Raw genomic sequence first — 25,484 nt, forward strand, 5'->3', positions numbered from 1 at the left:
CACAAATAAATATTTAAGTTCGAATAAAATAAATATTCAAAAAATATTGAAATTAAATAAAAATATGATAATATTAAAATTAATTACAGTATAAGTGGAAAAAAACTATAATAATTTCAATATATTGTAATTGCGCGCACTTGGTTAACCTAAAATAACTTGAAATTATGAAAACGTTATCTAAAATCTATTAAGGTTTTATTTTAAAAGAAGAGGTGGAATTAAATCATGCGTGTAGCGACGGATATTGGTGGCACATTTACTGATCTAGTTTATGTTGATGATGCAGGTAATTTTGGAATAGCAAAGAGTTCTACGACACCCCCGAAATTTGAACAAGGTGTTATTAATGTTATTGAAAAAAGCGAGATTGATCAAAAATCTATTAATACGTTTATTCATGGAACAACGGTTATTATCAATGCTTTAACGGAAAGAAAAGGCGTGAAAACAGGATTAATCACAACAAAGGGGTTTCGTGATGTTTTAGAAATTGCTAGAGGAAATCGTCCTGATCTTTTTAATGCACAATACGAGAAACCAGAACCATTTGTCGAACGATATTTACGTCATGAAGTCGAAGAAAGATTGAACTATAAAGGAGAGGTTTTAGTTCCTTTAAACAAACTACAATTGAAAAGTATAATTGAATCATTTAGAAATGAAAATGTAGAAGCGATTGCGGTGTCATATTTACACTCTTATGCAAATCCGTTACACGAAATTGAAACGGTAAAAATGATTAACGAGATATGGCCTGAAGTAGAAGTTACGGCATCCCATGAGGTAACAAAAGAATGGCGAGAGTATGAAAGAACAAATACGACGATTTTAAATGCTTATGTTCAGCCTATTGCTTCAACATATATCGACAACCTTAATACGAAACTACATGCAAATGAAACAACTAGTCAAAATTATATTATGCAATCTAATGGGGGAACTACCACATTTGAGCAAGCTAAAAGAATCCCAATTAATATGGTAGAATCTGGTCCAGTTGCAGGAATATACGGGGCTGCTGTACTTGGTGAATTAATTGGAGAAAAGAATATAATAGCTTTTGATATCGGTGGTACTACAGCAAAGTGTTCACTTATTGAAGACGGAGAAGTAAAAGTTTCAACGGATTACAGTATTGAAAAAAGTATGAGAAGTTCAGGTTATCCAATTAAGGTACCTGTAGTAGATATTGTTGAAATAGGTAATGGCGGAGGTTCTATTGCTTGGATTGATGATGCTGGCTCTTTGAAAGTTGGCCCTCAATCTGCAGGTGCATTACCTGGTCCAGTGGCATATGGTTTAGGAGGTACTGAACCAACAACAACTGATGCAAATTTAGTTACTGGAAGATTATCTCCCGAAAATTTCGATTATAACGTAGATTTAACTCATGTTAGGGAAACAGTCCAAGAAAAGATTGCCACACACTTTAATGTAACAACTGAAGAAGCTGCGCTTGGGATCATTAGGATTGCAAATTCTAATATGTTAAATGCTTTAAAGTTAATTTCTATTAGAAAAGGTCATAACCCGCGTGATTTTTCTTTAGTCGCGTTTGGCGGTGGTGGTTCTATGCATGCAACTGCCTTGGCAAAAGAACTTGGCGTTAAGAAAGTAATTGTGCCTTTAGCTTCGCCAGTTTTCTCTGCTTGGGGTATGTTAATGACAGATCTTAGACATGATTTCATTAAAACTTATATTAAACGCATAAATGAAATTGATTTTATTGATATAAACAACCAATGGAGCTCGATTGAAACGGAAGCTACTGAACAATATACAAGTGAAGGTATTGAGCAAAAAGATACATCATTTGTTCGATATATAGATATGCGTTATTTAGGTCAAGAGCATACTGTAAAAGTTCCCGTACCAACTGATACATGGAACGACCAACTAGTAAGTGGAATTGTCGAAAAATTCCATGAATTACATGAGAAAAATTATACTTTTAAATTAGTGGATGCGAACACAGAAATCGTTAACCTACATGTTATCGCTTTCGGAAAAGTACAAAAGCCTACATTGAAAAAAGTGGAAAAGTCAGGAGAATTGAATGAGGCATTAATCGAAGAAAGAAATGTTTACTTCGAAGAAAAAGGCTGGATTAGCTCTAATGTTTATTCACGTAACGAGCTTCCAACCAATAAAATTGTACAAGGCCCGGCAATCATAGAAGAAAAGGCTGCTGTTACAGTTCTTTATGAAGGACAATCACTTTATGTTGATGTATACGGAAATCTTATTATTGATACGGGGGTTGAATGATTATGGTGTCAAACACAGCTTCTAAAATTAATCCATTTACGCTAGAAATTGTGAAGGATTCTTTACTTGCTATAGGGGATGAGATGTTTTATGCACTTGCTAGAACTTCTATGAGTCCAATTGTATATGAGGTTCTTGATTATGCCAGTGGGTTAACGGATGCAAAGGGACAGCTTTTGACTCAAGGGAATGGGGTTACAGGATTCATTGGAATGTTAAGTTTTATGGTGAAGCATACCATTGAAAAATACGGGAAAAAAGGAGATTTAAAACCTGGGGACATCATTATTATTAATGATCCATACGGAGGTGGCGGATCTCATTTATCCGATGTTGGATTGGTGATGCCTATATTTTATAAAGACGAATTGATTGCCTTTTCTGCCAATAAAGCACATTGGACAGAAGTTGGCGGAAAAGATCCTGGTTCATTTACAAATGATGCAACAGAAATTTTCCAAGAAGGTTTACAATTTCCTTGTGTGAAACTTTTTGATGAAGGGAAATTAAATCAAGCTCTAGTCGATATTATTGAATCGAATGTTCGTTTCCCAGATCTTTCATTGGGAGATATGTGGGCACAAGTTGCTGCTTTAAAAACAGGTGACAAGCGTTTAAGAGAAATTTGCGAGAAATATGGAAAAGATGTCATTTTGTCTTCAATTGATTATTTACTTGATCATGGTGAGCAGCTATCTAGAAAGGAATTGGCAAAATTACCAAAGGGTACATTTGAAGCAGAAGACTACATCGACACCGATGGAATTGGAAATGGACCTTTCAAAATTAAAGTAAAAGTAACAATTACAGATGATGAATTCATTTGTGATTTTAGAGGAAGTCATCCACAAGTTCCAGGTACAGTAAACTGCTCATTTACAGGTCTTGCTTCGGCAGTTCGTGCCATTTTCCTTGGTATCACCAACCCATCTCAAGATGTAAATGATGGTGTTTTTCGTCCGTTAAAAATTATTGTTGATCCAAAGTCGATTATGTCGGCAGAAAGACCTGCTCCTGTATCAAATTATTTTGAAACTTTATTAGGTAGTTTAGATTTAATCTGGAAAGCTCTTGCACCCCATCTTCCAAATAGGTTACCAGCGGGACATTATCTTTCAGTATGTGCTGTTACATTAACAGGGTTACATCCGGATACATCAGAACCTTTTCTTATTGTGGAGCCTTCACTAGGAGGATGGGGTGGTGCAATGGGGCACGACGGTGTAAGAGGACAATTTTGTATGGCGAATGGTGAAACTTACAATATTCCTGTTGAGGTTGCAGAGACAAGATATGGAATTCTAGTTGATGAGTATAACTTAAGAACCGATGGAGCAGGTGCTGGTGAATTTATTGGTGGCTCAGGAGTAATCAGATCGTATAAAGCATTAACTGATGGGCAAGCAGCAACGGTCACTTTTGGACGAAATAAATTTAAACCTTGGGGAATTAATGGTGGCCTTGAAGGATCTTCTAATGAATTCTATGTAGAGAAAGCAAATGGGGAAGTAGATGGACCTTATGGATTCTATGCCAGATATCAATTAAATAAAGGTGATGTAGTTAAATTAATGACAGGTACAGGTGGAGGATATGGTAACCCACTTGATCGTTCATCGGAAAAAGTGGCCATTGACGTGAAGAATGGTTACTATACCATTGCACAAGCTGAAGAAATCTTTGGTGTAGTTATTAATGAAGAAACATTAACTGTAGTAGGAAAAACTGCTAAAAGATTAGAAAGAGAGGAGTTGCGTTAATGGAACTATTAACGATTGAGAAAATTGATGTCGATTGTAATGGATTAAAAACAGTTTTTGAAGAAAACAGAAAAGCAGAAAAAGTGACAATGGGAACAGTGGTTATTCCACCTAATCAGCGAGTACCACTAAAAGGTTTATCCAATCATATGGAACATGAGTATTCTTTTATCATTAGAGGTTCAGTATTAGTAGAGAGCGGTGGTAAATCACATCGCGTTACAGCTGGTCAGGCAACTTATATTCCTTCTGGAGAAGAACATTGGGCTATTAATGACAGTCCAGATGAATGTGAAATTATTTATGTTTTAGTAAAATGACTTGTTAGTTACTGAGTAAAAAATATTTATAAGGGTGATTAAAAGTGCCAATTACAAAACGTATTTTATGGATAAATCCAGTTGCTACAAATATTTATGATCAGATATTTAAAGATGAACTTGAAAGTATAAAAGATAAAAACACCATTGTAGATGTCATATCTTTCGAGGCTCCAAATGGTCCTACGCATTTAGAATATAATTGTTATGAAGCGATGATGATACCAAATATTGTTAATGCAGTAATGAAAGCAGAACAAGATGGATACGATGCTGCTGTAATTGGCTGTTTCTATGATCCAGCTCTAAGGGCTGCACGTGAAGTAGCAAAAAAAATGGTAGTAACTGCTCCAGCAGAAGCTAGTCTCCATATTGCAGCGACTTTGGGCGAAAGTATTTCTATTATAGTTGGAAGAAAAAAATGGATTCCAGAAATGAAGGAAAATGTTTTTAAGTACGGATTTGGGCATAAACTAGCCTCATTTCAATCCGTAGAATTAGGTGTTCATGATTTCCAAAAGGATCACAATGTAACTGCCAATCGAATTTTAGAAGCAGCAAGAGAAGCAATCACAAGAGATCATGCTGATGTCATTGTTTTAGGATGTACGCTAGAATTTGGTTTTTATAAAAAAATTCAAGAGGAATTAGGGGTACCAGTTATTGATGCTAGTGTTGCTCCATTTAAATATGCGGAATTTCTAGTGGAATTAAATCAAAGGTTTAATTGGAGGCATAGCAAAATTATGGGTTACCAATCTCCTCCTGAGGATGAAGTCAATGAATGTAGAATATTTGACCAAGAGATTTTTATAAAATAAAAACTTTAACCTTTGACTTAGTTATAATTACTTCTAAAAAAATGCCTCTACTAAACGATGTTAGAGGCATTTTTTTAAAATGAAATAACTGACTATTTAGACTATTATAACCGTTTATTATTAAAAATAAATTTAAGGAGGTATTGCATTGGAAACACAGAAAGATTACCGTTTAAGCAGTTCTGATCAAGATTTATCCTCAATTGAAATTGGTCATGTATTTGAAAGAATGCCGTTAACTTCTCAACACTGGAAAGCCGGTTTTGCACTATTTTTTACATTTGTTATTGAAGCATGGGAAATGATGATTATGGTATTTATTAGTAGTATGATAGCGGCAGACTTTGGTTTAAACAATGTAGAAACAGGAGAAATAATAGGAAGTATATTTTTAGGAATGATTCCTGGGACTTTAGTTTGGGGTAAGTTAGTTGATAAATATGGTAGAAAACAATCTATTATAACAAGTCTTATATTATATGGTATTTTGTCCTTAATTAGTGCATTTTCTACTAGTTTTGAAATGCTTTATATAACACGATTTTTATCTGGAGCAGTATTTTCGGGAGTATTAGTCGCTACATTTCCATACTTTTCAGAATTACTACCATCTAAATCAAGAGGAACAGTAGCGGTGTATTTAGCTTCTGGTTGGCCGATTGGAACACTCATTGCATTAGGAATAACTTTACTGTTTAACCATTTAAGTTGGCATTGGATCTTAGCGATAAGTTCATTAGGAGGATTATGGTTTCTTGTAGTAAAAAAGCTTGTTCCAGAGTCACCATATTGGTTGGCGGAAAAGAATAGAACAGATGACGCTAAGGAAGTAATTCTAAAACTATCAGAAAACAAATTAGAGCCATTTATTAATGATAAAAAAATAATCATCTCACAAGTGACTCGAGGATCCGTTTTAGATATTTTTAAAGGGAAACTATTGAAGACGACAGTCCTTCAAGTTGTTATAAATTTTTGTTTCTCGTGGGGATATTGGGCGTTGTTTTCTTGGATGCCATATATGCTAGCTGAAAGTAAAGGATTTTCATTTGTATCTAGTTTAGGTTTTGTGCTAGTCTCTGCGCTCGTACAATTTCCGGGATATATCGCTGCATCTTACTTAACTGGGAAGTTTGGACGCAAAAAGGTTATGTCTGTATTTGTTACTTTGGCAGCCATAGGTGGTTTTGGATTTGCCTTGTCAAGTACTGTTACAGAGCTTCTTATTTATCTAGCCATTTTATCTTTCTTTAGCTTAGGTTCGTGGGGAGTTTGGGATGTATGGATGGGTGAATTATATCCTACAAATATTCGTGGAATAAGCTACAGTTTAGGAGCTAGCGCACAACGTGTTGCTAACTGGATTGCTCCAACGGCAATTGGAGCATTACTAGCACTTAAAACCAGCTTTTTCGTAACGAACGGTATTATTGCGAGTTTCTTAGTCATTACAGCAATTGCAACTTTGTTTTTACATGAAACAGAGGGGCAAACATTAAACTAATAGAATTTATTTTAAAACATTATTTGAAACAAAGGTGAGGAGGAATTTCCTTACCTTTGTTTATTTCTATGGTAATTTTGAAAAGTTGAAGTGTTTGTGTAATTATTTTGAAAAACCAATGTTAATTTAAACCGAATATAGCATTGTTAAAATTATTTGAGTTATACTGTAATTAACATAATATGTTAATTAATGAATGAATGGGTGTATATAAAATGGATGAAATTTATAAACGAATTAAAGAACTTCGGAAGCAAAAGGATTACACTTTAAAGGATTTAAGTGAAAAGACAGGATTATCAGTAAGCTTTCTTTCACAAATTGAGCGTGGTGCAACTTCGCTGGCCATTACTTCATTAAAAAAGATTGCAGATGCTTTTGAATTACCGATAACTTCCTTTTTTGAAGAATCCGTTTCGCATAATTATAGGGTAAAGGTTGAAGAGCAAAAATCATTTAGGATTGAGACTTCAAATAGTGAATATGTAAGAATAAGTGGTGAGTTTCCAGGTCGCATGCTAGAATCCATAATCATTACAATAGATCCAAATGTTGAGAAGGATATAGTTCATACACATCAAGGTGAGGAGCTTTACTATGTACTCGAAGGTGTTGTCATTTTTAATATCGATGGTGAGGAATATCTAGTGAAATCCGGAGAATCAATTCATTTTCCTTCTACACTTCCACACTATTGGTCCAATCCTCTTAACCAACCATCCAAACTGTTAAGTGTCCTGACTCCTGTTATTTTTTAATGAATTTTATGGATGTCATTGTACAACGTAAAAAGACTAGCAGAAACGTTAGTCTTTTTTTTCAATCCTAATGTTAAAACAGCTGAATTTATTTTTAAAAATCAATTTTTCTAAGCGCACCCTACCTCACAATAAACTATTACTTTTTTCGATTGCACAAAAATTGCACAGACTTTTTAGAAACAATAGAAATAAAAGAATACAATGAATAAAATTTCATCGACCGCTTGATTTACTGGACTTAACTGAACTAAAATATTCAGTAATACTGAATAATCCGCGCATCCTGTAATTGACAGGGTAGGGGTCGCTGGTTCAAGTCCAGTTGGGATCATACGCAAAGTCCTTGGAAATCAAGGGCTTTTTTATTCTATAACTGTAGACTAATCTAATTAAAACAGTTTGGTTGGGGCAGAAAAGATGAATTTATCCAAATTGGCTGGAACCTAAATCAATGAATACAAATCTAGTATTTTTTTGATTCAATAATTACAAATAATGGATGGAAGTATTCAAAATTCAATCCTAAATCTTGTATCTATTGTACATATAAAATAATTAGAGATACATATCTAATTAGAAATTAAATAGCGCAAAATAGGAACTCTAAAAAATTACACTTCATGGTATATTCTAGGTGGATAAATTATCCAAAATAGTATATTACTAGGAGGGTGTTATGATTAAATTAATTAAAAAGGCAACTGTTACAACAATAGCTGTAGCAATATTATGTGCCATTATTCCTATTAAATCCCATGCAGAAGTGAGTTCTGCCTCCATTACTGAAACTACTATCAAACAAGACAGAACTAGTTTACCAGCACCGCCTATTATTCAAGGTAGAGCTGTAAATACTAAGTATTCACAAATGTCTATACCATTAGTTGAAGGTGTCTCTAATGAAGATGGGACAGGATATTTAAATGTATCTTGGGAACCAGTCGATGGAGTAACAAAATATCAAGTAATATTATTTAATGGATCTATTCATAGTTACTGGGATGTTCCAGCAGACCAAACAACGTGGACAACTAAAGGTAAAGGTATGTTTCCAACAAATGAGCAAATAGAAAATGGACAAGTAAATTTTATTCGAAATGGTAGTGGAACGGACTTTGCTACTGATCCATCTAAACTTTATAGTAAAGCTTTTGAAGTAAATGGCGGACTTAACTATTCCAATAGTAATGAATATTACGTTCGAGTAACTGCCGTGTATGAAGATGGTGCTAATCCAATTTCATATTCGAATTCTACAACGATTGAATTAATTCAATCAGAAAAAGCAACGAAATTTTTTGATGACCTCCAAACAGATATTAATATATATCTAGAAAATGGTTTGCAGGAAAATAATACACTATTAACCGATTCAGTAGAACTCGAAGATGGTGTAAATTTAGTTTCAACAGAAACTGTATTCTATAATGAGGACGGTAGTGAGAAAGGAAATTATTCTATCGAAGTTGTTTCAGAAATCAAAGAGGATGAACCAACATCCAGAGCAGTGATAAATACTGGAGGGTATTCTTGGGATTATGTAAATACTAAATATTCAAATACTAATTTAGAAAAAAGACTAAAACCTACTGTGCAGATATTACTTGGTTTTGGAGCTGCACTACTACCAACTAAACCGCAACAGGCATTCGCTGGTGGATTAGCAGCATTTATAGGGCTATATTCTACCCCTAAGCTCTATTATTATAAATCAATTTTATATACTGATAGAGATTATGCAAATAATTATTACAAAGTAGTAACTCATGTATATACAGATAAGAATATGACAAAAATGGTTTCCAAAAATGCATTAACTACGAGTACAAAAAGGTAATAAAAAAAGAAACCTATTTCTTAGTAATTTTCTTTTTTTTATCAATTAAATGGGTTAAAAACATAGTTAACATTATCATGTTTATCCACATTAAAAAAGTTAATAGTTCAGTATTTTTTATTATGTATAGTTTTATATTTTGTTGTTGAAATATAAAAAAAGTAAAAAATATTCCTAAAAGAAATTTTACAAAGAGCCTCATACTATTGCCTCCATCCCATGAAAAATATAGTACTTTCTCTACTAGATGATGACTTTAATTATAACTTAATATACAGTAACTTATAGTTTCTAAATTATTCTTCATTAGTTTAGTTTTGAGACACAAACTAAACTAATTTATGTTATCTTAATTATAAAGTCTGGAAACACCTTATGTTTAATTAATTTCTTGAAAAAGAGCTTACCCGCTGGGATTAGGCTCTTTTTCATATGTTTATACTGATAGCGCCAAGAAATATTTATACTTTAATTTCACACTTATAATAATAACCACCAAACCCAACTCTTTAACTTTTGTTAGGAAAAATGGCAAATTAAGTAACAAATAATAAGTTTAAAAACCTTCTTAACACAAGCGAGGAGTAGAAAGAAACAACAATAATCAGCAGGTTATGAATAATTCTTTTGATCCTAATCCTCGTTCTTTAATGATATTTTGGATATCTTTCAATCCTTTTATTAAATCGTAAATTAATAGTTTCATAATTTTGCATAATTCCAACTATTTTTTGTGCATCCTTCACGATATAATACCCGCACTCTGTAATTGACAGGCTACGGTTGGTTGGTTGGCTTCCGGTTGCGATCATACGAATGAAAAGTCTCAAACCTAAGTTTAACCAGGGTTTGGGCTTTTTTGTTTTCATCTATTCCATTTTTTATAATGAATAATACTCTTTACAAAAAGACTTCACAGAAACTTCTCATACATATTAATCTAGAAATTTCTCATCATTCGATAAGGCTTATTTCTGCATTTCTTCATTTGGTTGAGGTTATATACCAAGTGTGGGGAATTATTCTTATGGTCCAATGAACACCTAATAAAAAACTTTTTGTAAGCAGTTATCGAAACTGCTTACTTTTTTTATTTACAAAAAGGATTATTAAACTTTCATAAACTATGAAAACAGTTTTCATCCGAATATGATAGACAGGTAACAAACAAAGGGAGATTAAAACATAGAACATCATGCAAGAAAAATGGAACCGCTTTCTGCAATTGTTTGAACAATTGGTAAAATAATAGATTCATTCAAGATTATAAAACTATTTTAGGAGGGTTAAAAATGCAAATTCCAATTAAGAAAACGCTTGATAAAATTCCAGGTGGTATGATGGTTGTTCCACTTTTTTTAGGAGTATTAACGAATACCTTTTTCCCGCAATTTTTACAAATTGGAAGTTTTACAACAGCATTATTTAGTAAAGAAGCATCATCTACCATTTTGGCATGTTTTATGTTTTTAATTGGTTCACAAATTAATTTCAAATTAGCACCAAAAGCATTAAAAAAAGGTGCAATATTATTAACAGGAAAATTTATAGTGGGTGCAGGTATAGGTTTAACTGTAGCAATGATTTTTGGACCTGCCGGAATATTAGGATTATCACCATTAGCGATCCTAGCAGCGTTATTAAATGCAAATGGTGGATTATATGCATCTCTTGCTTCATCATATGGTGACGAAACCGATGTAGGCGCATATGCTTTATTTTCTTTAAAAGATGGTCCATTTTTCACATTAGTTGCATTAGGTGCATCTGGCCTTGCCTCAATTCCTTTTCAAACACTTATAGGAGTATTAATTCCAATCGTAATAGGAATGATTTTAGGAAATATTGATTCTGATATGAGAAAGTTCCTTGGAAGCAGTAAATTATTATTAATCCCATTCTTCTCATTCCCATTAGGTGCTGGAATGAATTTTTCAACTATTATAAAAGCGGGAGGTCCTGGCATATTACTAGGATTAATAGCAGCATTCACTGGAATAGGAGCTTACGTACTTTTAAAGTTATTTAAAGAAAATCCTATCGTTGGTTTAGCAACAGGGTCAACTGCAGGGAATGCTGTAGCTACACCAGCTGTTGTTGCAGCAGCAGATCCAACCTTGGCTGCAATAGCACCAGGAGCTACTGCGCAAGTTGCAGCAGCATGTGTAATATCTGCAATAGTCTGTCCTATTATTGTTAATTACGTATTTAAAATGTCCGAAAAGAAAAAAGCTAATAAATCAATTGCAAGGGCATCTTGACAATAAAGTAAAAATCTACTGTTATCCTGGCCAACATGCTTCCGAAGCCTTGAAGCCAATTTGAAAAATGAATTAAAGATAAAGCAGTCAGCGGTTTCACTTACTGCTTTTTTTAGTTACAAAAAAGGGTTATTAAGTTAAAAAAATAGTCGGATAAGGAAAATTTTATTAACATGGTTGCCGTAGGAATAGCCATTTTAAGATAGAAGGAAGGAAACACCATGAATGTACCTGAGAATATTATTATAACTACAATAAAAGGAAAAGAAGTTCTCTCCAATCCTTTTTTGAATAAAGGAACAGCTTTTACGAAAGAGGAAAGAGAAGAACTTGGACTTGAAGGTCTGTTACCGCCAAAAGTAATCACCCTTGCTGAACAAGTTAATAGGGTCTATGAACAATATTCGATGCGGACGACCAATCTGTTCAAAAACGGGCTGCTTTATGATTTATATAACCGTAATGTTGTCTTGTTTTACCGTCTTTTGAAAGAACATCTGGCAGAAATGCTCCCAATCATCTACACTCCTACTGTCGGCGATGCAATCCAGTCATACTCCCATAGATACCGTCGTCCAGATGGCTTATATCTTTCCATTGATAATCCTGAGGGTATTGAAAAGGCATTTTATAATCTTGGAAAGCCAAAAAATGGTATTGATTTAATCGTCGTGACCGACTCTGAAAGCATTCTTGGTATTGGGGACCAAGGGGTAGGCGGTATTAATATTGCGATTGGCAAACTTGCCGTGTACACGGCTGCAGCTGGTATTGATCCAAACCGTGTTCTACCAATCGTGTTGGATGTTGGCACGAACAATCAGGCTTTGATTGCAGATCCTATGTATATCGGCAACAAATTCGCACGTGTCCGAGGTGATCGTTATGATCAATTCATTGATTTATTCGTTCAAACTGCAAGAAAGTTCTTTCCAGAGGTTCTTATTCACTGGGAGGACCTTGGCAACGTAAATGCGCGAAAAATCTTGGACAAATATGGTGACAAAATCCTTACCTTCAATGATGACATCCAGGGGACAGGTGCTGTTACTCTTGCTGCTATTATGTCTGCTTTGAAAGTAAAAGGAGAATCCCTGAAGGACCAGCGCATTGTTGTCTTTGGACCAGGGGCTGCCGGCATCGGTAACGCAGACCAAATGGCAGATGCCATGGTTCTAGAAGGATCAACAAGAGAAGAAGCCTTTGATCGTTTCTGGGCTGTAGACTATCGAGGTCTACTAACAGATGAAACACTAGATGTTCTGCACTTCCAGAAGCCTTATGCGAGAAAGGTTGATGAAGTTAAGGTCTGGGATAAGGACGAGGAAGGGATCATTTCATTAATGGAAGTAGTTCAAAGGGTGAAGCCAACAATCCTGATTGGTACTTCTGGACAAGCCGGCGCGTTCACTGAAGAAATTATTAAAGAAATGGCCAAGCACGTTGAGCGCCCCATCATTTTGCCTATGTCCAACCCTACTGTATTGACTGAAGCAGTGCCGGAAAATCTGATTAAGTGGACCGATGGCAGGGCTCTAATTGCAACAGGCAGCCCGTTTGCCAATGTAGAATACAAAGGTGTTTCCTATGAAATTGGACAGTCAAATAACGCATTTGTCTTCCCAGGCCTAGGATTGGGAGCGATTGTTGCAAAAGCTGAAGTGATCTCAAAAGGGATGTTTGCAGCAGCTGCCTATGCTGTTGCAAGTATGACTGACACCAGCAAAGCTGGGGCATCCCTTCTGCCATCCATTGAAAAGCTACATGAAGTCTCAAAATACGTAGCCATTGAAGTAGCCTATGCTGCAATACACGAAGGAATTGCAAAAATAGATATTCAAGATGTTGAAAATGCGATTGATGATGCTATGTGGAAACCTGAGTATAAAGAAATTAAGAGTGTAGCTTTAGAAGTATAGAAGTCACGGAGAAAGCTAATAACAGTTAGTCCTTCATAATAAAACAGAGCCTAAATATTGGATGAAAAATAAAGATGGAGCAATAGTTTTATGTTGACTCCATCTTTATTTCTTTACCATACCTTGCTTAACCAAATCGTGGCAGGTGAAATTTTACTAATAAGTTGATTCAATATAGAGACTGCAAAGCTCTTTTAAGAGAGCTATGCGGTCTCTTAGTATGTAATGGATAAACCTTATTCATACTATAATTAAGCAGATAACCTGGAGGAGATTATGAAAAAGGGCAGATTTAGTTTACAAGCCATCATTATTATTTTTGTATGCCTTGTTGTTGCTTTGTCACTAGGTATAACCGATTTGCTAATCAGTAAGAGAATTACCTCCAGTGTGGAAGAGACACAGAAAGAAAAGGTACTCAATATTGCAAAGATAGTTTCTCTTAGCCCGCAAGTAATTGGGTCTCTTGAGGGTAAGACAAATTCGACAGAAGTAGAAGTTTTTGCTAATCAAATAAAAGATTTAACGCATGTTAACTTCGTTGTCGTCATGGATATGAAAGGAATCCGGCTTTCCCATCCGGATCCAAGTGAAGTGGGAAAGAGATTCAGGGGAGGAGATGAAGGGCCAGTCCTTCGAGGGAAAGAGTATGTATCTATCTCAAAGGGGATTCTCGGCCCTTCCATGCGGGCTTTTACACCAATAAAGAATTCAAAAGGAAAACAAATCGGCGCTGTTGCTGTAGGGATTTCTTTGGAAAACGTAACGAAGGCTGTACATAAAGGCCGGATGGGGATGCTGATTGGAACAATAATCGGAATATTAATCGGGGTAACCGGTGCGGTGGGCTTGGCCAGGTTTATCAAAAAAATCCTATTGGGCCTTGAGCCGTTCGCTATTGCCAAGCTGCTTGAAGAGCGGAGTTCCATGCTTCAGTCGGTGCGTGAGGGAATTATAGCCATTGACCAAGAAGGAAAAATTACCCTTGTAAACAGGGCTGCCCAAAAGCTTTTTAAAAAAGCCGGCCTAGAAGGAAATCCAAAGGGACTCAAAATAGAAGATTATTTGCCTGAGACCCGCTTAACCCGAATTTTGCAGTCTGGAGAAACTGAGGTTGATCAGGAACAGGATTTGCATGGGGTTACTATTTTGGTAAACAGGGTACCGGTAGTGGTGGATAATCAACCAGTTGGAGCAATTGCTACATTCCGTGATAAAACGGAAGTTCAGTTATTGGCCGAACAGCTCACAGGTGTGCGCAATTATGCGGATGCCCTCCGTGCCCATGCCCATGAATTCATGAATAAGATGCATGTTATTCTTGGCCTTGTCCGTACCGAACAATACGATACACTTGCGAACTATGTGAGTGAAACGGTTAACCACCGGGAAATGGAAATGGGTTTTGTAACCAAGAATGTCCAGGATCCGGTTCTAGCTGGATTTTTGATTGGCAAGCTAAGCTTTGCAAGAGAATCAGGTGCATCACTATCATTTGATTGCTCCAATAAGATTCCCCAGCCTGTGAACCCGGAAATCAGCCAAGAACTGATAACGATTATTGGAAATCTCGTCGATAATGCAATGGAAGCGATAGCGAACAGTCCTGTCAAAAAAGTTGACTTAAAGCTTGATTACGCAGAAGATATTTTAACAATCGAAGTGAAGGATACAGGTATGGGAATGACGAATGCAATGCAAAATAAAATATTCGATAAAGGCTTCTCGACGAAAGGAGATAACCGCGGGGTCGGACTATATCTTTTAGCTCAGAGTATTGAAAGACTAGAAGGGGACCTAATTATTTCTTCTAAGCCGGGAAAGGGAACGAATTTTGCGGTGTATATACCTTATAAAGCAGAGGATGAAAAGGCATGATCAATGTAATGATTGTTGAAGATGACCCTATGGTGGCGGAAATCAATAAACGATACCTTTCTAAGATTGGTGGTTTCCGTTTGACTACAGTAGCCAATTCAGTTGATGATGCTATCCTTTTGCTTGGAAAGGAAGATATACAGCTTATACTTCTGGATATTTTTATGCCGGGCAAACAGGGGTTAGATCTATTGACGTACCTCCGGAAAAATGAACTTGAAGTTGATGTAATCATTATTTCGGCAGCATCGGATCTAGAGCGAATCAAAAAGGCATTAAGGTACGGCGTTGTGGATTATTTAATAAAGCCTTTTGAATTTGAAAGGTTCAATGCTGCTCTTGTCAGCTACCAGCAAAAGACACGGTTTACCGATAAACTGGAAGCAGTCAGCCAACAAGAACTTGATAATTATCTTTTTCACAGAGATGAAGCTGCAATAGTTGAAGAGCTCCCAAAAGGGTTGACTAAAGATACCTTAAAGCAAGTATGGGAAGCAATTCAGGAATTGAAGGAGGTGCCATTTTCCACCGAAGAAGTGGCAAATGTTGTGGGCATTTCAAGGGTCTCAGCGAGAAAGTATCTGAACTTCTTAAAGGATTTAGGAATCCTTGATGTCAAAGTTATATATGGGACCATCGGAAGACCTGTTTACCAGCATGAATATAACCAAATTAAAGAGTACTTAATAAAAAATTTTCTGTAAGTGGTTTAACCAAAAGTGAGTTTAGAAGCCGGTGGTTCTCACTTATTAATAAATTGCTTAAGAAATAGCAAATAGATTAAATAGAAAATAGTAGCGTGGGTGCTTATGCCTACGCTACCATTTTACAGATTAACCGTGATTTTAGCTACGAGAGAGTTGTCTCATCCGTGAACTAGCCTACTTTTTGGACAATCTCTTTTTACTAGAAGGGAGTTTTCTTCGTTAAAGATGGTTTTTATAGATTCCAATACATTGTTTTGGAATGCAAACGTCAGATGAGCTTTACTTCTAATTTAAAAAGAGCGCTGATTAAATCAGCGCTAAATTCATGCGTTTTGTTTACTCAGATTTCGCTGAGCTGCCATATAGCTTCCAATTATATTTTGATAGCCTGGAAGATTACTAGCAAGCAAATTGCCAAAACCTTCGACATCGTTGCGCCAATCGCGTTGTAATTCGCACGCTACGCTAAACCAGTTCAACAGTTGCACGCCACTATGTGCCATACGCGTATTTGCGGCATCTGCAACTTGTTTGCTAAAAGTTCCTGAAGCATCAGTAACAGCAAATACTTCATACCCAGCTTTTATAGCGGAAAGTGCTGGGAAAGCAACGCAAACATCAGTCACTACGCCCGCGATAATAAGTTGTTTTTTTCCAGTTTCTTCGATTGCTTTTACAAAATCATCATTATCCCATGCGTTAATTTGTCCAGGACGAGCTATTTTTGGCGCATTAGGAAAAAGATCAACTAATTCTTGCATTAATGGTCCATTAGGTCCGGTTTCAAAGCTTGTTGTTAAAATAACTGGTAAATCAAAAAACTTAGCCGTGTGTGCAAGAGCCAAAACATTGTTTTTGAATTCATCAACACTATAATCACGAACTAGTCCAGCCATAAGACCAGTTTGATGATCCACTAAAAGAACGACAGCATCATCTTTATTAATACGAGAATAGAGATCAGACATTATGTATTCCTCCTAAAAATTAAGTAATCGAAGAAATTGGAATGTTATTATAAACTTCTTCGTTTGTTACAATCAGTTTCTCAAAAATCAGAAAGAAATAAGGTTAATTAATCAAAAACAGGCGTTTTATCTATCCAATTTATAAATTGTTGTAAATAACGATGAAGATAACGTTTTGTTTTTTCGTCAGTAAGCACTTTATGATCAGAATCAATCTTTTCATGTACTTGTGAAATCAGCATTTTTTGAAATGGAAGAACATGAGCTTGCATAGCCTCTAGTATTTCTCTGATTTGTATTTGAGCATAAACAGTACCTAATCCCCCAGGAGTTGCACCAATTAAACCAACCGGTTTTCTACTAAGAACAGCGGATTCCCGAGGTCTTGATGCCCAGTCCAATGCATTCTTTAGTACGCCTGGAATTCCAGAATTGTACTCTGGACTTACAATAATGATACCGTCAACGTCCTGGATAGCAGATTTAAATGCTGTCACTGCTTCTGGAACACTTGTTTCTAAGTCTTCATTGAATAAAGGTAGCTCATTAATCTCGATCCAACGAAATTGATGGGAATCAGCCATCTCTGTTAATGATTGAGCAATGATTCGATTATAAGAGTTTTTTCGTAAACTACCACAAATAAGACCGATTGTCTTAGTCATATATACCCTCCCTTATTAAAATTATCCCAATTTTACCATAATATTCCAAAATGGAAAAAGTGGCTTTATACCTAATATTCAGACTATTTAAATGGCAATCTAATAAATTAGTTGATTTAAAGTTTTGGAATAATTTTACAATTTTAATAGTAGAGAATATAATATTCCTATAAACATTTTGCAAAAAAATATTTTAAATGTTTCGGAGTAAAGAGTTTTTTTGATCAGGGCAGCAAGAATATAGGTTTAATAATGAAAATTCATGGGAGGAAATTTATATGGCAAAATTTACTGTAGGTAATGAAAATCATGCTCCAATTGAACTTTATTATGAGGACCATGGTTCAGGGAAACCTGTCGTCTTAATACATGGTTGGCCTTTAAGTGGACGCTCTTGGGAATATCAGGTGCCAGCTCTTATTGAAGCAGGTTACAGAGTCATAACATATGATCGTCGAGGCTTTGGAAAATCATCTCAGCCGTGGAAAGGATATGAATATGATACATTTGCTTCTGATTTACATAAACTGTTAGAACATTTAGATCTTCAAAATGTTACACTTGTAGGTTTTTCTATGGGTGGAGGTGAGGTAGCTCGATATATTAGTACGTATGGAACAAATCGTGTTGAAAAGGCTGTTTTTGCTGGAGCAGTTCCTCCTTATTTATACAAATCAGAGGATCATCCTGAAGGAGCATTAGATGATTCAACAATTGAAGAATTCAAAAGTGGCGTGATAAATGACCGTCTTACATTTCTTGACAAATTTACGAAGGGATTTTTCGCGGCGGGTAATCAAACAGACTTAGTTAGTGAGCCATTCCGTTTATATAATCGGGATATTGCGGCTAGTGCCTCACCTAAGGGAACGCTCGATTGTATAACGGCCTTTAGTAAGACTGATTTTAGAAAGGACTTGGAAAAGTTCAATATACCTACTCTTATTATTCACGGTGACTCTGATGCAATCGTACCTTTTGAGTTAAGTGGAAAACGTACATATAATTCCATTCCTGGTAGTAAGCTCGCTCTAATAAAGGGTGGTCCGCATGGATTAAACGCAACTCATCCAAAAGAATTTAATGAAGCGTTACTAACATTTTTAAAAGACTAATTGGAATAGTTTTATATAAACGAAAACAAGCAGGTTTTTGATTGAATCTGAATTATTCTTTGACGAAGTTTATGAATTTGGAAAAGAAGGCAATGGATTTGAACGAATGAACTTGGCGTGCCCAACCAAAATAATGATACAGGCCATGGGTAGGTTGAAAAAACGGTTGATAGGATAGTAAAAAATACATAAACATAAAAAACGAATAGTGCTTTAAATAAGTAATTCTTTATCATGTTAACGCATGCTTTAGTTCAATAAAATCGTTAAAGGACTGTTAAAATTTAAAATGTACCCTATAGAATAGACACTTAAAAAAAGTCTACTCTATAGTGAAATGTTACCCGAATAATAGACACTTAAAATAAGGGGCTATTATTCGGGTGATTTTATGTCCTCGACATTTAACCCCCTAAATCAAGATGTTTTTTATTGTACAACATTATCTGATTAATAATAAAAATAGTCCAGAGAATCTAAATGATTCGATGGACTATTTAATATAAGTATTATCATGAACGATGACTCCTAATGCAAAAATGGATTAATGATGATGGTGATGAGCAGATGGTTCATTCTTTATTTGACAAAGGATTGAATTATCGTGTTTATGAGCAGCAGTTTCTAATTGAATTGTGACATGCATAATGCCTTTATGTTCAAGGTCATGTTCAATTTTACGTAAAATAATTTCGCTTTCTTCAATTGTTAATTGGTCATCCACCACAGCGTGACAAGAAAGGGCATTTAAACCACTTGTAATCGTCCAAAGATGTAAATCATGTACACTTTCAATCCCATCTGTTTTTTCTATTAGTTGAATTACTTCGTTTAGATTGACTTCTTTTGGTGTTCCTTCCATCAACACATGAATAGAAGCTTTTGTGACATAATAGCCACTTCTCAATACTAAAGTAGCAACAATCACGCTCGCCAACGGATCTGCCCAGCCCCAACCAAAGAAAATCATTAGTAGTGCAGCAATAATCGCACCAACTGAACCAAGCATATCACTTAAGACATGTAAATAAGCACCACGCATATTTATATTTTTTTTGGTGTCTGCACCACGCATCATAATCCAAGCCACCAGAATATTGACTAATAAACCAATTACACTGATTATTAGCATATCAGTTGACGCTATTTCAGGTGGATTTGTGAATCGCTTAATCGACTCATAAAAAATATAGAGTGCAATCAAAATTAACGTGACACCATTTAATACAGCTGCAAGTATTTCGAATCGCTTATAACCAAATGTTTTACTTTTGCTTGCGGCTTTTTCACCTAATTTAAATGCGACTAAAGCGATTGCTAGTGAGATTGAATCACTTAACATATGACCAGCATCCGATATTAGTGCAAGACTATTCGTTATATAACCGCCAATTGCTTCAATAATCATATACCCTGTAATAATGATAAATGAAATTAGTAATACTTTTTTATTTGTACTATGGGTGTGAGTATGATCATGATTATGTCCCACTTTCATTCCCCCTATTTAAAAATGACATTAAGTATGTGTAGCATGCTCAATTGACTGTTTTAATAAATTCATAATGTGGTCATCGTCATGTGAATAAAAGAGTGTAGTACCTTCACGTCTAAACTTGACTAATCGTAAATTTTTTAAAAATCTCAATTGATGTGAAACTGTTGATTGACCCAAATCTAAAATGTCTGCTATCTCATTTACGGAATGTTCTTTCGTACATAATAAATTTAAGATCCGTATTCTAGTTGGGTCACTTAAAGCTTTAAATGTTTGAGATACCATGAACACTGTTTCTTCATCTAGAAGTTGTTCGCATGGTTGAGTATTTTCATTCGTCAAAGAGAGTTCCTCCATTTTTCTGTCAAATTATACACATGTATATATGAGTATCTATTCATATATATAACATTATTATATGAACATATATTCATATAAGTCAATTGTTTTTCCAATTCTATTTTTGTGATCTCCACAAAATTTTATACCAAGAAGAATAATCCTTTATATCAAAAGTACAGTTGATTATTTCTGTCCAGATAAAAAAGATAGCAAATTAATGCTATCTTTTTATAATATATTATTGCTCGTGTTTCCAACTTGTTGGATGCCCAGATGAAGGACAATTTGGGAATGTTTGTCCTGCTTTTAATTCAATATGTTCGCCATCTGCGTCAATATAATGACCTGTTTCCATAACTGGTTCACCTGTTTTATGGGAATGCTGATGTTGTGTCATAAGTATTTTCCTCCTATTATGTGTTATTGAAATTTTAATACTTAAATTTCAACAATAGTTAGAATGCCCTCTCATTGAGCCTGTATTCAAACGGTGGATTACTTTTGCAAAGCCCTATCTTCAATAATATGTAAGAAGTTGCAAACATTTCGATATACGCCATGTAAGGAGTTAGTTAATAAATACCTCGTTGATTCGTTTACATTACCATTCACTTTAATTGGTAAAACAAAACAACTTTAATTTTTTTGTTAACAACTTGATAATTAGCACTACTTAGTGTTACTATGTAATGGTACTAAGTGATACTGAATATCTGTAATACTAAATAGTTGAAAATGTTATAAAATTTTTTTTATAAAACGGTTCACATTTTCTCTACTTAGTAATACAATATACTATTACTAAGTAACACTGAATATCAGTCACGCTAGATAGCTGAAAAGAGTTCATGAAAAAATTATCATATGAAATCCTTGATCTATTGGCTATTTGGATATTTTTTTTACCAGTACTAAGTGATACTGAATATATGTATTACTAAATAGCTTGAAAAACGGTTTTATCTATTCAATATAGACCGATAACTAATTTAACCAACGAATAGAGGAGGTGTAAGTTATGGAAAATTTAACAGAAATGCTCAAAGGTTCGTTAGAAGGTTGTGTGCTAGAAATCATTAGTCGAGGTGATACTTACGGCTATGAGATTACTCGTCTCCTTAATGATCTAGGTTTTACAGAGGTTGTCGAAGGTACTGTCTACACAATTTTGATAAGGCTCGAAAAGAAAGAATTAGTAAATATTGAGAAAAAACGATCTGAAATGGGTCCACCTCGAAAGTTTTATTCATTAACTGAAGCTGGACTTGAGGAATTACAGCAATTTTGGAAAAAATGGGATTTTGTTTCATCAAAAATAAATAGTCTAAAAGGGGAGAAGTAATATGAAGAAATTTATAGAGTTAATCATTGGCGATTTAGAAAGCAAGAAAGAATATAAAGTATTTATGAAAAAAGTAAATTCTCTACCAAACGATTACGCTTTTGTGTTTAAAAAGATACAAAAATACATGTGGAATTTCGGTTATGGGTTTGGTGAAGAAATCATCAATTTATATGAACTGTTTGAAGCTAGTTCAGCAGAAGGCAAGCATGTGCTAGATGTTACTGGTGAAGACGTGGCGGCATTTGCTGACGAATTGATGGCTCTCTCAAAACTAGATGGAGAATCAACGAGTATATTTGGAGGGCAAGTAGATTTGAAAAAAGACATTGAGAGTAGAGTTGAACAGCAAGTAAAAATATGGACGAATAAAAAATAACGTAGGGGGCTAAATATCATGATAAATTTTATCAAAAAGATACTTGATGACAAAAAAGAATACAAAGAAATGATGGCGCGTGTGGAAGCTTTGCCAAAAAACTACTCAGAGGCCTACAAAACAATCTGCAACAATATGTGGAGGTTCGCCTCTGGAAGTGGCATGGATATGCTGAGAATCCAATATGATCTCATTGATTTGTTTGAAGAAGGTGCGGCAGATGGCAAAGACGTATTGGAAGTGACAGGTGAAGACTTGACAGCATTCGCTAATGGACTTACCGATCAAGCGAAAAGATGGGATGATAAGTTACGCAATAATTTGAACAAAAGCATTTTAGATCGTGTGGGTAAGAAAAAATAAGCGTGATATATACAAAAAAGTTGCAGGCGCTACGACGCAGTGAAACGCGCCTTCAACTTTATATATGGGAGGGAAATGATTATGAGCAATACAGCAATTTCAGTGAAAGGGCTGAAAAAATCCTTCAAAGAAATTGAAGTTCTCAAAGGTGTAGATTTTGAAGTTAAAAAAGGCAGTGTCTTCGCTTTACTTGGGTCAAATGGTGCCGGTAAAACAACTATTATTAAAATTTTGACTACACTATTGCAAGCAGATAAGGGGGAAATTGAAGTTTGTAATGTCAACCTTCAAACAAACCCACAACAAGTACGTGAGAAAATCAGTCTAACCGGACAAAACGTTGCAGTAGATGATATTTTGACAGGGCGTGAAAATCTCGATCTAGTAGCAAAACTTCGCCATTTGCCTAATCGGAAAGAAGCTGTTGAAGAAAGTCTACGCCGTTTTGATTTAGTCGAAGCTGGTGATCGAGCTCTTGCTACTTATTCAGGCGGTATGAAACGTCGATTGGATTTAGCAATGACTGTACTTGGTTCACCGGAACTGGTTTTTCTTGATGAACCTTCTGTTGGACTTGACCCTGAAGCACGCTTAGCTTTGTGGGAAGTGATTCGTGATATGGCGAAAACTGGTATTACCGTTTTTCTCACTACCCAATATTTAGAAGAAGCCGAACAACTAGCTGATCGCATTGCGATTTTACATGAAGGAAAAATTCTCGTACAAGGAACAATGACCGAATTAAAAGCAATTCTGCCACCTAAAAAAGTGGAATACGTGGAAAAACAGCCGAACCTTGAGGAAATTTTCCTCGCTGTTACGGGAAAGAAAGGAGAATAGTAATGAGTGGAAACCATTTTTTCAGCGATACCATTACAATGAGCAGTCGGGTGATGAAGCATTCACTACGAAGTATTGACACAATTATTACAACGATTCTCATGCCGATTATGCTTATGCTTGCTTTTGTCTATATTTTTGGTAGTGCCATGACAATGGATAAAGTAGATTATGTGAATTTTATCGTTCCAGGTGTGTTGCTTATGTGTATTGGAATGGGGATTTCCTATACAGCCGTTCGAGTGAACACAGACATGACTAGAGGGATTTTTGATCGATTCCATTCCATGCCAATCGCCAAATCCTCGATATTGGGAGGGCATGTCATCTCAACTTTACTATTAAATTTATTATCAGTTGCTGCAGTGATTCTCATTTCTTTTATCATGGGATTCCGTCCTCACGCTAATTTTGTGGAGTGGCTATTAGCAGCTGGTATGATCCTGCTTACCGTACTTTCTTTCACTTGGATTGCAGTAGCATGCGGACTAATGTCAAAATCGTATGAAGGTGCGAGCGTGTTCTCTTATCTGCTAATGGGCTTAATGTTTGTAAGTTCTGCATTTGTCCCTACGAATAATATGGGTAGCAAGCTTCGAGCTTTTGCAGAAAACCAACCAATGACACCAATCGCCGAAAGTGTGCGTTCCCTTTTAGCTGGGCAGCCGGATTATGGTGCGATTGTAACAGCAGTGCTATGGTTAGTGGGAATTGGGATATTGTTTTATGTGATTTCGATGAAGGTATATAAAAAACGAATGAAATAAATTGACGAAGTACAGGTTGGGGAAATCTTTCAGTCTGTACTTTTTTCTTGGTTATTATTTTTCAAAGAGATTAAATAAAAAAAAGAGAAACCTTAGTTTCTCTTTCGAAAAGGTAAAATTTGGTAAAAAAATAAATGCATATTACAATATATTAAAATTGAAGAAAAAGTATTTAGACGATAGACTATTTTTAAAAATCCTTCTGTAATACAGGTTATTTTTTGCGCTAGTTTATAAAATTTACTTAGTTAAAGTTTCATATTCCTCGTCTGAAACAGATTCCAACCACTCTGGTGTACCTGCAGTTATTGCAATATGTTCAAACCAACTATCCTTTGCAGCACCATGCCAGTGTTTCACACCATCGTGGGTAACAATCACATCACCAGCCTTTAAAAAAGCAAAAACTGTACTATCAGGTCTCTCAGATGTAAATACAAGAGGAAAAAGAACTTTCTTTTCTTCAAGCGCATCTTCTATTACACGGGCTTCTAGTAGATAGGTAACATTAATAGAAGTTACTTTTTTTCGGGTTTCTTCAAGAACATTCTGATCAACAAATTCATCTATATACATAATTGAAACATTCGTTTTCGACTTATTTCCAATTGTAAAAGTTTCTACAGTAAAATCAGGAGTTTGTACGATATTCCGAAGAAGATTCACATTTACGGTTAGTTGTTCGTTAAATCCAACTAACGGTCCAAGAGATGATCGTTGAGTATCGGGTTCAGTTAGTGATCGCATTTTCCAATCGGCTGAATCCGCTAAAATTCCTTCCGAAAAGCCATCCATTAAAACAAGAGCTTTACCCTTTGATAGACCCACTTTGATTTCATCACAGTTAGTCGCAACGGTTACATCGATAATAGATATATTACGTGTAACGACTGCTTCAATACTTTCTATGTGATGAATATTCAACAGTGGAGTTAGTATATATTCTTGCAAGTTTTTCGTGTCTGTAAATCCGTCAATATACAGTATCGCAGCGTTTCTTAAAACTTCATCATTCATTGTAAATGGACGGATTTTTAGATCAGATGTTTGATGAAAACTATCTTTAATCAGCTTGATATTTTTATGTAAGCTAATCGATAAAGTTGATGACTGAAGTTGGTCCATATAATCTCTCCTAATTCCCCATAAAAAAGTATAAAAACAGT

Annotated in this window: 23 protein-coding genes; 17 read left to right on the forward strand and 6 right to left on the reverse strand. The window is 35.3% G+C overall.

The annotated features are described in order from the left end of the window. Window positions 1-228 precede the first annotated feature (228 nt). From ACFVR2_RS08875 to ACFVR2_RS08925, 11 genes are all read left to right on the forward strand, one after another. The gene (locus tag ACFVR2_RS08875) at window positions 229-2,271 is read left to right on the forward strand and encodes a hydantoinase/oxoprolinase family protein (RefSeq protein WP_387360870.1); all 2,043 of its coding nucleotides are present in this window, start codon (window positions 229-231) and stop codon (window positions 2,269-2,271) included. Then, window positions 2,268-4,031 (forward strand): hydantoinase B/oxoprolinase family protein, encoded by a 1,764-nt coding sequence (locus tag ACFVR2_RS08880; RefSeq protein WP_387360872.1) that lies wholly within the window; start codon window positions 2,268-2,270, stop codon window positions 4,029-4,031. Before ACFVR2_RS08875 ends, ACFVR2_RS08880 begins: the two co-directional genes overlap by 4 nt. Further along, entirely contained in the window at window positions 4,031-4,351 is a 321-nt protein-coding gene (locus tag ACFVR2_RS08885; protein WP_387360874.1) for a cupin domain-containing protein, read from the forward strand. The genes ACFVR2_RS08880 and ACFVR2_RS08885 overlap by 1 nt, the downstream gene beginning before the upstream one ends. 44 nt (window positions 4,352-4,395) lie before the next feature. Next, window positions 4,396-5,172: an aspartate/glutamate racemase family protein gene (locus ACFVR2_RS08890; RefSeq protein ID WP_387360876.1), complete on the forward strand. Its 777-nt coding sequence runs from the start codon at window positions 4,396-4,398 to the stop codon at window positions 5,170-5,172. 148 nt (window positions 5,173-5,320) lie between these two features. Continuing rightward, window positions 5,321-6,676, forward strand: a complete 1,356-nt coding sequence (locus ACFVR2_RS08895) for an MFS transporter (RefSeq protein ID WP_387360878.1) — start codon at window positions 5,321-5,323, stop codon at window positions 6,674-6,676. 215 nt (window positions 6,677-6,891) lie between these two features. Next, complete coding sequence (locus tag ACFVR2_RS08900) at window positions 6,892-7,434, forward strand: helix-turn-helix domain-containing protein (protein ID WP_387360880.1); 543 nt, start codon at window positions 6,892-6,894, stop codon at window positions 7,432-7,434. A 679-nt stretch (window positions 7,435-8,113) separates the two neighbouring features. Continuing rightward, window positions 8,114-9,274 (forward strand): hypothetical protein, encoded by a 1,161-nt coding sequence (locus ACFVR2_RS08905; protein ID WP_387360882.1) that lies wholly within the window; start codon window positions 8,114-8,116, stop codon window positions 9,272-9,274. A 1,292-nt stretch (window positions 9,275-10,566) separates the two neighbouring features. After that, window positions 10,567-11,535, forward strand: a complete 969-nt coding sequence (locus ACFVR2_RS08910) for a 2-keto-3-deoxygluconate permease (protein ID WP_387360884.1) — start codon at window positions 10,567-10,569, stop codon at window positions 11,533-11,535. A 221-nt stretch (window positions 11,536-11,756) separates the two neighbouring features. Next, window positions 11,757-13,454, forward strand: coding sequence for an NAD-dependent malic enzyme (locus tag ACFVR2_RS08915; RefSeq protein ID WP_387360886.1), 1,698 nt, complete (start codon window positions 11,757-11,759; stop codon window positions 13,452-13,454). Between the two features lie 276 nt (window positions 13,455-13,730). Beyond that, a complete protein-coding gene (gene dcuS / locus ACFVR2_RS08920) occupies window positions 13,731-15,332 on the forward strand; it encodes a DcuS/MalK family sensor histidine kinase (RefSeq protein ID WP_387360888.1) in 1,602 nt (533 codons plus the stop codon). Continuing rightward, complete coding sequence (locus tag ACFVR2_RS08925; protein WP_387360890.1) at window positions 15,329-16,036, forward strand: response regulator; 708 nt, start codon at window positions 15,329-15,331, stop codon at window positions 16,034-16,036. The genes dcuS and ACFVR2_RS08925 overlap by 4 nt, the downstream gene beginning before the upstream one ends. A gap of 326 nt (window positions 16,037-16,362) precedes the next feature. Here ACFVR2_RS08925 and ycaC read toward each other — a convergent pair whose 3' ends face one another. Both ycaC and ACFVR2_RS08935 read right to left on the reverse strand, forming a co-directional pair. Then, entirely contained in the window at window positions 16,363-17,007 is a 645-nt protein-coding gene (ycaC, locus tag ACFVR2_RS08930) for an isochorismate family cysteine hydrolase YcaC (RefSeq protein WP_387360892.1), read from the reverse strand. A 107-nt stretch (window positions 17,008-17,114) separates the two neighbouring features. Further along, window positions 17,115-17,672, reverse strand: coding sequence for an NADPH-dependent FMN reductase (locus ACFVR2_RS08935; RefSeq protein ID WP_387360894.1), 558 nt, complete (start codon window positions 17,670-17,672; stop codon window positions 17,115-17,117). A gap of 278 nt (window positions 17,673-17,950) precedes the next feature. Here ACFVR2_RS08935 and ACFVR2_RS08940 point away from each other — a divergent pair, with 278 nt between their 5' ends. Beyond that, window positions 17,951-18,787, forward strand: coding sequence for an alpha/beta fold hydrolase (locus tag ACFVR2_RS08940; RefSeq protein ID WP_387360896.1), 837 nt, complete (start codon window positions 17,951-17,953; stop codon window positions 18,785-18,787). A gap of 544 nt (window positions 18,788-19,331) precedes the next feature. Here the strand turns inward: ACFVR2_RS08940 and ACFVR2_RS08945 are convergent. The 3 genes from ACFVR2_RS08945 to ACFVR2_RS08955 all read right to left on the reverse strand — a co-directional run bounded on the left by ACFVR2_RS08945 (window position 19,332) and on the right by ACFVR2_RS08955 (window position 21,024). After that, window positions 19,332-20,285: a cation diffusion facilitator family transporter gene (locus ACFVR2_RS08945; RefSeq protein ID WP_387360898.1), complete on the reverse strand. Its 954-nt coding sequence runs from the start codon at window positions 20,283-20,285 to the stop codon at window positions 19,332-19,334. Between the two features lie 21 nt (window positions 20,286-20,306). Continuing rightward, complete coding sequence (locus tag ACFVR2_RS08950; RefSeq protein ID WP_335473489.1) at window positions 20,307-20,570, reverse strand: ArsR/SmtB family transcription factor; 264 nt, start codon at window positions 20,568-20,570, stop codon at window positions 20,307-20,309. 295 nt (window positions 20,571-20,865) lie between these two features. Continuing rightward, entirely contained in the window at window positions 20,866-21,024 is a 159-nt protein-coding gene (locus tag ACFVR2_RS08955; RefSeq protein WP_156339709.1) for a hypothetical protein, read from the reverse strand. A 621-nt stretch (window positions 21,025-21,645) separates the two neighbouring features. Between ACFVR2_RS08955 and ACFVR2_RS08960 the strand changes: the two genes are divergently transcribed. From ACFVR2_RS08960 to ACFVR2_RS08980, 5 genes are all read left to right on the forward strand, one after another. Then, window positions 21,646-21,969: a PadR family transcriptional regulator gene (locus ACFVR2_RS08960; RefSeq protein WP_387360901.1), complete on the forward strand. Its 324-nt coding sequence runs from the start codon at window positions 21,646-21,648 to the stop codon at window positions 21,967-21,969. 1 nt (window position 21,970) lies between these two features. Then, window positions 21,971-22,348: a DUF1048 domain-containing protein gene (locus ACFVR2_RS08965; protein ID WP_387360903.1), complete on the forward strand. Its 378-nt coding sequence runs from the start codon at window positions 21,971-21,973 to the stop codon at window positions 22,346-22,348. 18 nt (window positions 22,349-22,366) lie between these two features. Then, window positions 22,367-22,711, forward strand: a complete 345-nt coding sequence (locus ACFVR2_RS08970; protein WP_387360905.1) for a DUF1048 domain-containing protein — start codon at window positions 22,367-22,369, stop codon at window positions 22,709-22,711. A gap of 81 nt (window positions 22,712-22,792) precedes the next feature. Continuing rightward, window positions 22,793-23,551, forward strand: a complete 759-nt coding sequence (locus ACFVR2_RS08975; RefSeq protein ID WP_387360907.1) for an ABC transporter ATP-binding protein — start codon at window positions 22,793-22,795, stop codon at window positions 23,549-23,551. Window positions 23,552-23,553: 2 nt separating this feature from the next. Next, window positions 23,554-24,318: an ABC transporter permease gene (locus ACFVR2_RS08980; RefSeq protein ID WP_387360909.1), complete on the forward strand. Its 765-nt coding sequence runs from the start codon at window positions 23,554-23,556 to the stop codon at window positions 24,316-24,318. Between the two features lie 240 nt (window positions 24,319-24,558). Here the strand turns inward: ACFVR2_RS08980 and ACFVR2_RS08985 are convergent, their stop codons facing one another. Beyond that, window positions 24,559-25,443 (reverse strand): spore germination protein, encoded by an 885-nt coding sequence (locus tag ACFVR2_RS08985; RefSeq protein ID WP_387360911.1) that lies wholly within the window; start codon window positions 25,441-25,443, stop codon window positions 24,559-24,561. Window positions 25,444-25,484: the final 41 nt, after the last annotated feature.

Origin of the sequence: Gottfriedia sp. NPDC057991 (genome assembly GCF_042886615.1) — a bacterium.
Taxonomy (GTDB): domain Bacteria; phylum Bacillota; class Bacilli; order Bacillales; family Bacillaceae_G; genus Gottfriedia.